Origin of the sequence: Fluviicoccus sp. (assembly GCF_030646115.1) — a bacterium.
Taxonomy (GTDB): Bacteria; Pseudomonadota; Gammaproteobacteria; order Pseudomonadales; family Moraxellaceae; genus Fluviicoccus.
In genome coordinates this window covers 94,276-108,360 of the sequence record NZ_JAUSMX010000008.1, presented here as the reverse complement: position 1 = coordinate 108,360, position 14,085 = coordinate 94,276, and the positions used below count along the sequence as shown (strand labels likewise).

General features: G+C 59.7%; 11 protein-coding genes. 1 reads left to right on the top strand and 10 read right to left on the bottom strand.

Annotated elements, in window-relative coordinates:
• Positions 1–202: 202 nt before the first annotated feature.
• The 10 genes from Q7T36_RS04760 to Q7T36_RS04715 all read right to left on the bottom strand — a co-directional run bounded on the left by Q7T36_RS04760 (position 203) and on the right by Q7T36_RS04715 (position 12,508).
• Positions 203–1,510 (bottom strand): biliverdin-producing heme oxygenase, encoded by a 1,308-nt coding sequence (locus Q7T36_RS04760; RefSeq protein WP_304844592.1) that lies wholly within the window; start codon positions 1,508–1,510, stop codon positions 203–205.
• Positions 1,511–1,571: 61 nt separating this feature from the next.
• Positions 1,572–2,387 (bottom strand): hypothetical protein, encoded by an 816-nt coding sequence (locus tag Q7T36_RS04755; RefSeq protein ID WP_304844590.1) that lies wholly within the window; start codon positions 2,385–2,387, stop codon positions 1,572–1,574.
• Positions 2,388–2,428: 41 nt separating this feature from the next.
• Entirely contained in the window at positions 2,429–3,478 is a 1,050-nt protein-coding gene (gene cheB, locus Q7T36_RS04750; RefSeq protein ID WP_304844588.1) for a chemotaxis-specific protein-glutamate methyltransferase CheB, read from the bottom strand.
• A 31-nt stretch (positions 3,479–3,509) separates the two neighbouring features.
• A complete protein-coding gene (locus tag Q7T36_RS04745) occupies positions 3,510–5,765 on the bottom strand; it encodes a hybrid sensor histidine kinase/response regulator (protein WP_304844586.1) in 2,256 nt (751 codons plus the stop codon).
• A gap of 44 nt (positions 5,766–5,809) precedes the next feature.
• The gene (locus Q7T36_RS04740; RefSeq protein ID WP_304844584.1) at positions 5,810–7,702 is read right to left on the bottom strand and encodes a protoglobin domain-containing protein; all 1,893 of its coding nucleotides are present in this window, start codon (positions 7,700–7,702) and stop codon (positions 5,810–5,812) included.
• 43 nt (positions 7,703–7,745) lie between these two features.
• On the bottom strand, positions 7,746–8,324 hold the full coding sequence (locus Q7T36_RS04735) for a chemotaxis protein CheW (RefSeq protein ID WP_304844582.1): 579 nt from the start codon (positions 8,322–8,324) through the stop codon (positions 7,746–7,748).
• A gap of 15 nt (positions 8,325–8,339) precedes the next feature.
• The gene (locus Q7T36_RS04730; protein WP_304844580.1) at positions 8,340–9,248 is read right to left on the bottom strand and encodes a protein-glutamate O-methyltransferase CheR; all 909 of its coding nucleotides are present in this window, start codon (positions 9,246–9,248) and stop codon (positions 8,340–8,342) included.
• Entirely contained in the window at positions 9,229–9,789 is a 561-nt protein-coding gene (locus Q7T36_RS04725) for a chemotaxis protein CheW (protein ID WP_304844578.1), read from the bottom strand. The genes Q7T36_RS04730 and Q7T36_RS04725 overlap by 20 nt, the downstream gene beginning before the upstream one ends.
• On the bottom strand, positions 9,786–12,164 hold the full coding sequence (locus Q7T36_RS04720) for an EAL domain-containing protein (protein ID WP_304844576.1): 2,379 nt from the start codon (positions 12,162–12,164) through the stop codon (positions 9,786–9,788). The genes Q7T36_RS04725 and Q7T36_RS04720 overlap by 4 nt, the downstream gene beginning before the upstream one ends.
• A gap of 5 nt (positions 12,165–12,169) precedes the next feature.
• Positions 12,170–12,508, bottom strand: coding sequence for a hypothetical protein (locus Q7T36_RS04715; RefSeq protein WP_304844574.1), 339 nt, complete (start codon positions 12,506–12,508; stop codon positions 12,170–12,172).
• A gap of 242 nt (positions 12,509–12,750) precedes the next feature.
• On the opposite strand from Q7T36_RS04715, the gene Q7T36_RS04710 reads away from it, so the two are divergent.
• Positions 12,751–14,079: a DsbA family protein gene (locus Q7T36_RS04710; protein WP_304844571.1), complete on the top strand. Its 1,329-nt coding sequence runs from the start codon at positions 12,751–12,753 to the stop codon at positions 14,077–14,079.
• Positions 14,080–14,085 lie beyond the last annotated feature (6 nt).

The following is a 14,085-nucleotide window of genomic DNA, read 5'->3' as shown; positions in this document are numbered from 1 at the left end:
GCTTATGAAATGAGTTCTATTCTCACCCTATCGGGCGGCTGTTCTCCTCCCGATGGGGTGGTTTTGATTGCATGTACTAACGGTTTTCACGGGCTTCCCAAAGGCCTTGCGCGATCCACGGTCTGCAGCCACTGCAAAATGCCCCCTGTCCCAAAAAGGCAGGGGGCTTTTTTGCCACTGCCCCGGGTGTTCCCGCCGCTCGTTACTTCACTGGTTCACTGGCGCGCGGCGCCTCAACGCTTGCCGCCTTGGCCTGAACAATCAACTCCTGTACGGCCTCTCGCCAGGCTTGGGGAAAACGGCTGGCGTCGGTCAGCCAGCCCGCCAGAGCGCCGACAGCATTTTGAATCCCGCTGCGTTCGTCCACCACCGCAGAAACCAGCAAGCCGCCCGTTCCGGGCATCTTCCGGGTCCACTCCGCATCTGCATGCTGGTCAAACCAACCGGCCAGCATCTCAAAACATGCGTCGTCTATGCAGCGCTGCCGCCGCTGGTGCAGGCGATGCGCCGCCAACAACAGCCGCCGATATGTTTGATGCTTTTCCGGAACCGCCGTCACCAACTCGTCATGCAAAATATGCAAATGCGACTCCAGCATCCAGGTGGGCATGCCCCTGACCGCCAAAAGCCCGCCCAACCAGTGGATCTGCTCATCCACCACCACCTGTTCATTCTCCGACAAGGCGGTCAGCCAGGCGCTGTCACTGTGGGTAAAGCGCTCCCCCCTTTCCCCGTAGCGCAACCGGCAATATGGAAATACCTGCCAAGTGCGCTCCCCCGCCCTGAAGACAGCCTCCAACTCCCGGATATCATTGGTCACCACATGTTTGCCCGCTTCGAAATTCAATGCGTCAGCCCGGAATGAACAGGCGTCGGCATCCAGAGGATGCAGCGCTATAAAAATATTCGTCATGGCCTCAAAAGCCTCGTTGGCTGCCGCTGCGAGTCCGGCAACTTCGGAAGGCTTCCAGTCCATGGCCTGCATTTTTTGGCCGAATTCCTCCCACTGGCACTTTACGGACAGGCCGTGGCAAGACAGATAATCCAGGCCGCCGGACAACGGGTCCAGATGAAAACATCGTGCATATTGTATTTTCAGCAGCGTCCCGCCCAGCATGGAGCCTTCGAAGACATACCAGTACCCAGGCAGGGACCGGGGCTCCAGCAGAGCCCGGCGGCGGATTTTCTGGGCAAACAGATGCGCCTGCAGCATGGCCCGCACCGGTTCCGGCAGGCCCCGGGCTGTAAAATGCCGCCAGTCCTGCTCCACCAACGCCCTTTTTCCCGTCACTTCCACCCCCCATGACACGACACCCGGACAGGCCGCCCGCTGGAATGCCTGCTCCAGCACCTCGAAAACAACCCGCAACGCGGCCAGCCATCCGGCATAGGACGCCATCTCCAGTTTTTGCCCCTCCAGAGCCGTGAAATATGGCAGGCCGTGCAATGCCTGATGCTGCACCAGCGTTCCCTGCTTCAGAATTTCCATGACATTGAGGAGAATGCTCATAAGTATCCAGTCAAAAAATCATGCTCGCCTGGGTGATCACCATGATTCCCCATCTTGTTTTTTACAGCAGTGTCAGGCTTTCCAGTCCGTAATCCACCATGATGCGGCTCAGCACCCCCCGGTCCACCACACGGGCATCCCGGGTCACAATAATGCAGTCCGCCAGATCCTTCACGTCCACGTCCAGCTCACGGCCGCCGGAAAATGTCAGCAGGTCGTAGGGTGACGGAACCAGGACGCCGACAATCCTGCCGGGCTCGGGCCATGAACAGACCTTCAGCCAGCCATAGCCTTCGTCACCTTGTGCATCTAGCTTGATCCTAAAGACAAAAATCAGATCTCCCGGTTGCTGACTGTACTGGCGGAACAACTCCGGCAGACCCGCCTGCAGTTTACGGGTGGCCATGGCCAGATACGCCCGGGGATCACCCGCCTTGTCCGGCGAGACCACTTCAAGCCCCAGGAAACTGGCGATGCTGTATATCCAGCGGTTGTAATCATTTTCCCCGTCCCAGTCCCGGGGCGGCTGCGGAGTCACAAACAGGCAGTCACGGTCACAAATAACATCCCTCGCCCCGTCCGGCGCCGGCAGCAAGGCCAGGTGCACCGTCACCTTGCCGCCATGCCGGTTCTTGCGCGGCTGGTATCGCACCAGCGCCGGGCAGGTCTCCACGTCCAGCGTCGATATCTCCAGCGCCTCGGGAACCCGGTCCAGGGTTTTCAGCTTGAAGGCGATCAGTTCCGCCAGAAAATACCCCGCCCGGCAATGATTCGGGGCCACCGGGGATATCTGCAGGCCGGTGTCGCCATCAATGGCATAGAACCAGTGACGGCCGTCCTTCAGGGATGAGTGCATGACCATACCGAAATCAAACATGGCGTCCCTCTGTTTAATAGTCGCTCCACGGGATTCCGGAGCTATTTCTGGACCATGCCGGTCAGATAAACCGGCAGCTTTCCCAGCCGCACTACTTCAACCACTGCATCCAGCGCCAGCGCCGCCCCCGGCATGCCATAAACCACGGCGCTGGCGTTATCCTGGACAACGGTATGACAGCCCGCACGCTTCATCGCCAGCAGGCCGTCGGCGCCGTCCTCGCCCATACCGGTCATCAGCACGCCGATGCCCTGCCCATGCGTAACCTTGGCAACCGAGCGGAACAACTGGGTGACGGAGGGTCTCGCGCCATGAACCGGAGGACCATCATCCAGCCGGATGACCAGCCCGCCCATGCGCCGCTCCACTTGCATGTGGCAGTCATCCGGGGCGAGATAAACTGTTCCCGGCGTCAGCTTCATGAAGTTTTCCGCCAGGCAGATCTTCAACGGGGTATGCGCCTGTAGCCAGGTCACCAGACCGCCCACAAAGCCCTTGCTCATGTGCTGGGTAATGACAATGGGGACGGGAAAATTACGCGACAGCCCCTTGAGCACAGAAAGCAGGGCCTGAGGCCCGCCGGTCGAGCTGCCGATGGCAACGACTTCGGGGTAGTCGCCCAGAACCAGTTCCGGCGGCCGCCAGGCATCCGCCTCCACCGGGGCAGGCTCAGCTCTTGTCCGGGTCACCACCTTGATGCCGGACATGGCCCTGACGACGTGGACCAGCTCCCGGCGGTTGGCCTCGAAATCCGGATGGGAAAAGCCCACCGGTTTCTCAATGACCGCCAGCGCCCCCTCCTCAATGGCCCGGAACGAGGTTTGGAGTTCTGCATCGTTGATGCTGGTGCTGATGACCACAATCGGCAGCGGAATGTGCGTCATGATCTCGCGCGTGGCTTCAAAACCGTCCATGACCGGCATGCGGATGTCCATGGTGACAATATCCGGCTTCAATTCCAGGGCCATACGCACGGCGTCCAGGCCGTTCATGGCCTGGCCGACCACCTCCATATCGCCTTCCTGCTCAAAAATGGTCTTCAACAACAAACCCACGACGTTGGAATCCTCGGCTATCAATATACGTATCATCTTGTTTTCTCCTTTGGGTGTGCTTAACCGCTCATATCAACTGGTTGATGATGTTGAGCAGTGTGTCTGTCTCAAACTGGCTCTTGACGATGTAGGCGTCGGCGCCAGCGTCGATACCCCGTTGCTTGTCGGCTTCACTGGCCAGCGATGTCACCATCACCACAGGAATTCCGCCATAACGGGCATCGGCCCGGATGCGCCTGACCAACTCGAATCCGTTCATTTCCGGCATTTCGGCGTCGGTGACGACGAGATCGAAATCTCCGCCCTGCAAGGCTTGCCAGGCCAGGCTGCCGTCTATCGCCGTGGTCACTTTGTAGCCATGACTTTCCAGAATGTTCTTTTCCAGGGAGCGGGTGGTGATCGAATCATCCGCGACCAGAATATGCGGCGCTGAAACCGATGCTGCATCCCGTGCATGAATGCGGCCCGGGAATCCCGGCTGCAGCGCGGACTGCACCAGCTCGGCAGGATTGAGCACGATCAGCACCTTGCCGCTGCCCATCAGGGTGCCGCCGGTGACGTTGCGGACCGCCGCCAGCGGCGGCTTGAAGCGCTTGATGACGATTTCCCGCTCGCCGATAATGTCATCGACCATAAACGCCACCATTTGCCAGCCTTTCTCCACCACCACCGCCAGCAAACGCCCGCGATCGGCATCCGGTGCGGTATTTTGCAGAACCGCCGCCAATTCACAGACCGGCACGGCCTTGCCCTGGAAGCGTATGGCCTGCCGGCCGCCGACATTGACCAGTTCACGGGCGGCCACTTCCATGACCCGCACCACCGAGGTACTGGGCAGGACATAGCATTCGCTGCCAACCCGCACCATCAGCCCGCGGTCAATCGACATACTCAATGGCAGCGCTATCGTGAAGCGGGTTCCCCGCCCCTCCTCGGATTCCACCTGCACGGTTCCTTTCAGTTTCCGGATATTGGACAGCACCACGTCCAGCCCGACACCCCGGCCGGAGACATTGGTAATGATTTCATTACTGGAAAAGCCAGGCCGGAAAATCAGGTTCAGGGTGTCGGCCGGACTCAGCGCCTGGGCTTCCGCCGCCGACAGCAACCGCTTGCGAACCGCCGCTTCCGCCACTTTTTTCAGGCTGATCCCGGCGCCGTCATCCTCCACGGTCATGAGGATGCGGCTGCCTTCCCCCCGGACGCTGATGCAAAGACGGCCTGCCGACTCCTTGCCCTGCCGCAGGCGCTGCCCGGACTTTTCAATGCCATGATCAATACTGTTGCGCAGCAGATGCATCAACGGATCCTTGACTCCCTCCAGCAGCGGCCGGTCCATTTCGAACTCTTCGCCGATAACCTCGTAATTGACCTGTTTGCCCAACTCCAGGGCCAGGTCGCGAACCGTGCGGGCCATCGGCAACAGCAGGGTCGATACCGGCACCATGCGCATCATGCGCACCTGATCCTGCAAATTGCCCGAGATCAGGCCCAGGCGGTTATTGCCCGCCCGCATTTTCTTGAAGATCCGCTGGCTGTCCTTACGGAAATCGGCCAAGGTGGCGGCGGCGGCATCCAGCGGGTAGACATCCCGCAACAAGGCCGTGTTCACCGACGACTGCTGCATCATTCCCGAACCCAGCCTGGCCAGCAGCCGGGCGGAAGCGTTGGCCGCTTCAAGCAGCTGCTGGACCTCCAGAAAGTGGTCTTCCATTTCAATCTTGGTCGCCATCAGTTCCTCCACCAGCGCCGAGGCGGAATCCAGCCGATGCATGGCGATGCGGGTCAGGCCGGGGTCGCGCGCTGTCGCAATGACAGCTGCCGCCACCGCTGGCGGCTCGGCCCGGATAGCTGGCTCTTCCGGCTGCGACGCTTCCACAACCGGCTGCGCTTCCTTGCCGGCTTCTGACGTCAGGGAGTCCTGCCAGTGATTCAGCCGGTCCAGCAAGGCCTGCAAGTCAAACTCCAGCGGGCGGAACGGCATGAAGGCATCCATGGCCTCCTTCATGCCGTCCACACCCTGCAGGCACAGATCAATCATCCGGGAATCCGGCTCCAGCAAGCCCTGGCGCACGGCGCTCAGCATTGACTCCAGGCCATGGGCAATAAGCTCGACGTTGCTGACATTGACCCCGCGCGCCGCCCCTTTAATGTTGTGTGCGTCGCGAAACAGGTTGTCAACGCAGGTTTGACGCTCTTCGCCGCCCTTCAGCCGTTCCAGCGCAATCAGCCCGTCGGTCAGGGACTGCAGGTTCTCCTCCAGTTCGGCCCGGAACATCTGCACCAGTTGCGCCATGAACTCCGGATTCAGTGCATTAGCCACCGGCCTTCTCCAGGACTCCGGAGCCGCCCCCGGGTCGGTTGAACCTAGATTTTGTAAACACTGACACTGTCACGCAGTTTGCCCGCCACCACCCCCAGGCGGGTGGAGGCGGTTTTGGCTTCCTGCGTTCCGGCGACAAACTGGGTGGTCACCTTGTTGATCTCGCTCATGGAGAGGGTCACCTGTTTGATTCCGGTGACCTCCTGGCGGACGGCGGCCACAATCTGCTGGCTGGCCAAAGCGGTTTCATGAATGACTTCGCTGAGTTGCCGCATGACTTCGCCGCTTTTCTGAACCAGCAACACACCGGCGTCCACGCCTTTGCTGCCTTCCTCGGTCGCCATGACTGCCCGGTCGGTGGCCCGGCGGATGTCCTGCAATATTTTCTGGACTTGGGCGGTGGACTGCTGGGATTGCTCGGCCAGATCTTTGACCTCGGCGGCCACCACGGCAAACCCCCGGCCGGCATCCCCGGCCTTGGCGGCTTCGATTGAGGCATTGAAAGCCAGCATTTTCGATTGCTGCGCCAGATTGGTGACCACGGCCGTAATTTCCCCGATCTGCTGGGTGTGTTCGGACAGCGCCAGAATGGTCATGGCGATGTTTTCCACCCGGGAGCGGATTGCCTCCATGCCGCTAATGGTCTGTTTCACCGTCATCAGACCCTGCTCGCCTTCACGTCGGGTTCTCTCTGCCGACTCCCCCAGCTGCTGGGCCTTGCCCAAGGTCTGGGTGGACGTAGCCATGATTTCTTCCAGCGTCACCGTCGTTTCATTGACGGCCGCCGCCTGTTCGGAAGCTCCGGTTGACTGCACATCCACGGCCGACTGCAATTGCGACAGCGTGCTGAAAATCTCATTGCCGGCCTCGCCCACCTCTCCCGCCATGCGCGCCAGGCTTTCCGTCATGGCGTTCAGGTTGCCGCCAATCAGGCTCAGTTCATCATGACCCTGGGCATTGACCCTCTGCCGCAAATTGCCATGGGCCACTTCATCTATGAAGGCGCTGTAGCTTCTGACCCGCGCCTGGTAGACCACGTTCTGGGTTTTCTGGCTGGTAATGTCGTTGGCGTACATGACGATCTTGAAGGGCTTGCCATGCTTGTCGAGAATGGGGTTGTAGGTCGCCTGGCACCAGATTTCCTTGCCGTTCCTGGCAATCAGCTTGTACTCGCCGGCATCGTATTCGCCCCGGTTCAGCCTTTCCCAGAAAATCCGGTAATCGACATTATTGACATAGGAGGCATCCACCAGAATGCTGTGCGGCTTGCCGTATATTTCTTCCGGGGCATAGCCGAACATGTGCAGTGCGTTGGCGTTGGCATTGAGAATCGAACCATCCAGGCTGAACTCAATCACCCCCTGGGACATACTGATGGCTTCAATCTGGCCTTGATAGTCGGCAAATTTATTGTCCAGGCTGACCTTCAGATACGACTTGATCGCCAACTGGACATCTATGAAGACAATTTTATTCAAGGCCAGCAAGGCTTGGCTGCGAGCCATCCCGTTGAATCGGTATTTACGCAGGATCAGGGGCGTGATTTCCTGGACATAGACACTGAACGCGCCCAGATACCAGCCGGAGGACAAGCCGATACGCTGGTGAATCTCGCCAATGCGCAGGCGGTTCATGAAATAGTCGGAGTCATATTCACCCTGGAACAACTCCAGCAGGTAACGCTTCTGGACCTTTTTAAGGCGTTCGATAGTGGAGTCGGCCTTCTCAAGGGTGCTCATCAACTCCGGATGATGCCGGATGTTTTCATAGAACCGCTCCACAATGGCGTCTGCATTTTCCGTAACCACCGGCAGCAGCTCCTTCAGCGCCACTACATCCCCATAGGTAAAACCGATAAATGACTTGATACCCGCCGGATTGATGTCTTCATCAAAATCCTGCCGGTTGTCCGGATTGTCTTCGTTTCCATGGTTCATTATTTATCTTCCACTCCTGTATTGGATTCCCGCACCCGTTGGCTTAACGCCCGGGCGGCTCATTGACGGTCAACGCCTTATCGTTAAGCAACGCACTCGCGCTCAGAATCATCACATTGCCTTCATGAATCCCTACGACACAGGCATGAACTGACCCGGCGGCCGTCGCGATGAACGGCGTCAGGCTCTGGTTGGCATAGGCCGCTGTCGACACCACTTCGTCCACCAGCAACCCGGCCATTACCCTGCCCGCCCGGATCACCACCACCCTTGCCTCTGCCTCAGAGTCATGTTCAACGGCCTGAAAAAAGGTTTTGATGTCCAGAACACTCAACAGTTCCCCGCGGTAATTCGCCACCCCGGCATAGATATCCGGCGTACAAGGCACCCGGGTGATTTCCGGTAAGGAAATGATCTCCTCAATTTCCGTAAAGGGTATGCCGTACAGTCCGGCCAGACCCAGCCGGAAACACAGGTAAGGTTCCTGTTCCTGCTCACCGGAGAGCGGGCTGTCCAACCGGCGCGCCAACAGCCTGGCGCGCTCTTTCAATATGCCGCTGACCTGGTCATCGGACTGCCGGCCCTCCGTCACGGCAGGGTCATTGGCGGACACTGGCATCATCACCTCTGCTTGGTTTTATCCGGTTTTCAGCAATATGCCGTCGGCCCGACGCTGATAATGAATGGAGCCATCCGGGCCATGCACCCGAAGCAAGGACCTGAGCGACGCCGGGACATGGTCAGATGCGCCAAGCAACAGGGCGCCGCCCGCCGCCAGACTGCCGGCCAGCCGCGAGATCAGCGCCGGCACGCGTTCCGGCGACTGGTACACCAGTACATTCCGGCACAACACCAGATCCAGATTACCCTGACCGCCGTGCAGGGACGGGAACAGGTCTTCGGCCAGATTCAGATAGGAAAACCTCACCATGCGGCGCACATCATCGCAAATCACAAACTCGTACTCCGCCCGGTGGAAATAATGCATCCTGATGCCAGGAGGCGTGGACCGCAGCGACCATTTCCGGTATTTCCCCACTGCCGCTTTCTTCAGCGCCGATCGGTTGATATCCGTCGCCAACAGGGATATGCACCATGACTTCAGGTCCGGGATCAGTTCACGGAGCAGCATGGCCATCGTGTATATTTCCTGCCCCTCGGCGCAGCCGGCGCTCCAGATGCGCAGCGAAAGATCGCCGCTGAGGCGCTTGTCGGCAATGATCTCCGGCAACAAGCGGTGCTGCAGCAAGGCCATCTGGGAGGCGTCGCGAAAGAAATAGCTTTCACTGATCGTTATCCGGTCCACCAGAAAGTCGAATTCAGGTGTGCGGGACCGTGTCCGGAGGACCCGCAGGTAATCATTCCGGTCGGTGCGGCCGAACAACGCGCAACCTTCCTCAACCAGCGCCGGCAACTCAGCATACTGATGTTCCAGCAACACGATGCCGGTTCGCCGGCAGACCATATCGGCAACCTCATGTACCCCTGCGTCCACGGCCGGACGGCCCGCTGCGCCTTCCCCCCTCTCACGCACAAGCCCTGGCATGACCGTCCTCCTTTCCGGGCGCAATGCAGCCCTCCTCCATGGCCCTATCCGCCTTGCCATCACCCAGGCCGGACACCTCCAGAATGCCCGCCGTATCCAGCAGCATCACCAAGCCGTCCGGCAGGCTCACCACCGCCTTGAACGGCGTGTGGCCGACTCCCGGATCGGCCTGCCTGCTGATGGCGTCCACCGGCGACTTATCTACCCCCGTCACCTCGCTGACAATAAACGCCAGTCGATGCGCTCCGAGACGGCAGAGAATGACCGGTGTTTCCAGGCTGTAGGGGCGCATGGCCCCCATGCCCAGCCAACTGCCGAGGTCAATCACGGCGATGCCCTGGCCATGGTAATTCATCAGACCCGCGCAATAGTCGGGTCGTCCGGGAACCTGGATCAACTCCATGAACAGATAGACCCGCTCCACCTGCGACAGGTCAATGGCGCATTGCAAATCGCCCACGGTAAACCGCAACAGCGGCCTGAACCCTCCGCCTGCCTTTTCGGCGGGCTCCGTACTCAACGCACTTTGAAAAAACATCATGAACCTCCCTGGGCCTTGGCCCCGTCACCCGTTGCTTCCTCATGAATTCCGCCGCCAAACCCCGGTCTGCCTTCAGTTCCCCTCCTCAAAAAGTATTCAAACTCTTCCGGCGGAACCGCCGGTGAAAACAGGTAGCCCTGGGCGTAATCACAACCGGCGTCATAAAGCAGATCGCGCTGCGCCACAGTCTCCACGCCTTCGGCAATCACCCGCACTCCCAGTTTGTGCCCCAGGACGATAATCGCCTCAACAATGGCGCGACTCCGTGCGCTGACGGTCATATCCCGCACAAATGACTGATCAATTTTCAGGAAGTCCACGTCCAGATTTTGCAGGTACGCCAAGGACGAATAACCGGTGCCGAAGTCATCTATGGAGAATTCGATACCGGCCGCCCTCATCCCGGCCAACTGTTGCTGAACCTTGGGCGTCATGTTCAGCAACAAACCTTCCGTAATTTCCACCACAATGGCGCAGCCGGGCAATTCCAGCCCGCCCAGGCAATCAGACCAGTCCCCCGTGAAGTCATCCGACATGAATTGCGCCGGCGAACGGTTGACGCTGATCTGGAAGGTCTCGCCGCACCAGGCGCTCCAGCGCTGCGCCCACTGCGCCGCCTCACGGAACACCCAGTCCCCCATCTGCTTGATGACCCCGGAGGTTTCGGCGACCGGGATGAATTCCGCAGGCGGCACCATGCCCCGCAGCGGATGCAGCCACCGCATCAGGGCCTCCGCCTTGAGCACCCGGCCGGTCGCCAACGCCACGATCGGCTGGAAATAGACCCGGAATTGACCCAGCCCCAAGGCAAGGTGCAGATCATTCTGCATCCGCAGATGCGCCAGCGCATGCAACTGCATGTCCTGGCGAAAATAGCCGAAGCCATTACGGCCGTCTTTTTTGGCGGCGTACATCGCCTGGTCCGCGCCTTTCAGCAGACCGTCCGGGCTATCCGAATCGTCAGGAAACAATGCAATTCCGATGCTGGCGGACAGGAACAGGTTTTCGTCCTGCTGGGAAAACGGCTGCACGAGCTTGAGCAATATTTTCTGCGCCAGTGCGTTGACTTGCGCCATTTGTCCAACGCCGCTCAATATCACGGCGAACTCGTCGCCGCCCATCCGGGCGACCGTATCCGATTCACGCACACACGCCTTGATGCGCAATCCCGCCTCCATCAGCAAGCGGTCGCCGAACTCATGCCCCAAGGCATCATTGATGTCCTTGAAATGATCCATATCCACCAGCATCAATGCGAACTGCGTTCCTTCACGCTTAGCCTTGCGTATTTCCTGCTCCATCCGGTCCCTGAGCAGCCGCCGGTTGGGCAAATTGGTCAACAGATCAAAATTGGCCTGCCGCCATAACAGCGCGTCCGTATTTTTTTTCCCGGCGACATCTGAAAAAAGGATGACAAACCGGCTGTTGCGACCGCCTTCGTCACGCAGCGCATTAATATTCACCGACACCGTAAAGGTCCCGCCGTCCTTGCGATGCCCCACCAACTCCCCTTTCCAGGATCCCGTCGAAGCGCTGAAGGCCTGATAAAACTGAACGCCCGATCCGACGCCGGTTTGCCTGAAAATGGTTCCGGCCGCCCGGTCCAGAACCTCGGCCCCGGCATAACCGGTAATGCGGGAAAAAGCGGGGTTAACGGTGAGGATGCGGAAAACACGATCGCAAATCATCAGGGCTTCTTCACTGTATTGATAAACCACCGCCGCCACCTGCGAAACCACGCTAAGATCCATGTGCTCCTGTACCGTGGACTTCAGCGCCAGCGCCTGCTGCTGCAGGCTGGCGACCGAGCGATGCCAGGCCTCACCTTGCAGATCCGCCAGGCTTTCCGTGGGATACACCTGGTCATGGGCATGGCAGATGCGCTCAAAATGGCCTGCATGGCCTGACTGGTGGAACAGGCCAAGCGGATAGGCGCACAGCACATCGAGCCGGTGGTAGGGGGCGAACCGGCTCCAGATCTGTTCGAGCCGGACCGCCGCATCCATTTTCCCGGCGGCATAGAGCAAAGCCACCATTTCGCCGAACGCCGCCACCGGCCCGGAGGCTTCCGGCGACAGCAGCAACAGCATTTCATGCAGAACTTCCCTGAAGCGATCCTCGTCGGGGCTGTCGCCAACCATGAAGGTTTCCAGCATTCTCACGGCATCCAGGGCCAGATAAAACCCGTTTTCCGCCAGCGCCTCCACGTCATGACCGCCCTGGCCCCGCAACAGTCCGCCCAGCGCTTCGCGATGAGCCGCCGTCGCAATCACCATGCACGCCCGGCCCGCTGTCAAGCCGGAGTGAATATGCCCGTACAGTTTCCGGACCAGAAAGCCGTCGTCTTCATAGAACTGAACTGCATGGTTGCACATGGCCTTCAACTCCGCTCAGGAGACATCCCGGTCAGATATGCTTCCAGCCGCACCAGCAGAGCGATCAGCTCACGGGCATGGACAGGCTTCGGCAGCATCAGGGAGCTGACCCCCGCATGCTCCGCTCCATCGCCGTAATGCACCAGAATTTTACCCAGTGCCCTGGCCTGTTCCATGACGGCGTCGCCCGCAATTCCCACCGGTCCGATCACCACATCCGCTCCTGCCCCGGCCACGCATAGCCAGCGATGAAACTCACGGCGGCCGAAAGAAACCAGCACACTTCTGAGCAAGGCCTGTTCGTGTTGCAGTTCCGGCGTGAATCCAATGGTGTATGTGCGCATCTCTTCAGACTCCTTTCCCAAAAAATCGCGACTGCCCCGCCAAGGAGCATTAACGCACCATTAACAATACTGGATCATATCCACTGAACAACAAGTATAAATATGCGCAATTGATCACATATTTCAGAAATATATGCTATGCCATGCAGCACCATGGGTTTGCCAAAGGCCCCGGCCGTGAAAATCACGCTCTTGCGTATGATTTTCATGGCGTTATAGTGTCAACAGAAAGAGGACAGCTCATGCCCCTGCCACGCCGTTGGCTGCAGCCACTGTATTCCCGCGTCATCACCAGCCCGGTCACACGCCGACTCTGGCGCGCCGGTCATGACTGGCTGAGCCGGGCCACCCGGCAAGCGCCGGTGCTGACACTGTGGGCGGGCTTCGACGATCCGGAATCCTTCCTGCTGGTCCAGTCCCTGCCGCCGCTGCTTGAGCATTACGCCTTGTCGCTGGAGGTCAACCTCACTCCACCTCGCGCACCAGTGACCGGACTGGACATTCAGAATGCCTGGCATCTGGCGCAACAGCACCAACTGTCCTTTCATGCACTGACTCCGCCGCACCCGGCAGACTGCCGCCTGGCCGAGCGCATCCTGATGGCGTCCGCAGGCATGCCTCCTGCAGACCGTTTATGCCTGCTGCGGCAACTGTTTGTCTGTGTGTGGGAGCATCAGGCGGGCAAACTGGAAACCCTGGCGCTGCGCTTTCCCCCTGTCTCTCACGACGAGGCCCTGCAAACGCTGCAAACCTGGAGCGAAGCAAACTCCCACGACACCGAATCGCGCACAAAGGCGCGGCTGGTTTACCAAGGGGAATCCTTCATCGGTCTGGATGACCTCCCTGAACTGGCGGAGCGACTGGAGGAGTCTTCCCCTAACCTGCCGAACGCGAACCCGGAATTGACGACAGGCTTTTCCCCCGGCAGCGGCTTTCTGGTCAACGATCCGGAAATGCTGGCCGGGATTCGCTCACACCGCTATTGTCTGGATTTCTATTTCTGCTTCCGTGATCCATACTCTTACCTGAATCTGGACGATGTCATCGCCCTGTCCGACCACTATGGCTTGCGATTGCGATTGCTTCCTGTCACGCTGCCAGATGGCGGGGCCTCAAGTCCGGCTTTGCTGCCGCCCGCAGGCCTGCTGTGGCGCAGCGCCCGGCGCGCTGCAAGGCGCCGCCAGCCGTTCGGTGAGGTCTGCATGCCGGACCCGTCGGGCATCCGCCACTGTCATGCCTTGCTGGCCTATGCCGCCGGGCACGGACGCGAACGGCAGATGACCCGCAGTCTGTTGCAAGGCATCTGGGCCGGGGGACGGGATTTGACCTGCAAACCTCATCGGGCAAGCGTACTGCGGCAATCCGGATTCAGCACCACCGAACCGGAAGCCATCCCGTCGGCAGACGCGACGCTTCACAAGGCGCATGAGGCGCTGATCCGTCTCGGCCTGGCCTGCGTGCCCGCCCTTGTGCTGCATGCTGGCTCCACCCTGGCGCTTTGCGGCAGCGACCGGCTGGGAGCGCTGGACATGGCTGTGGCAGATACGCTGGACAACAAAAATACGGAATAGACCAGG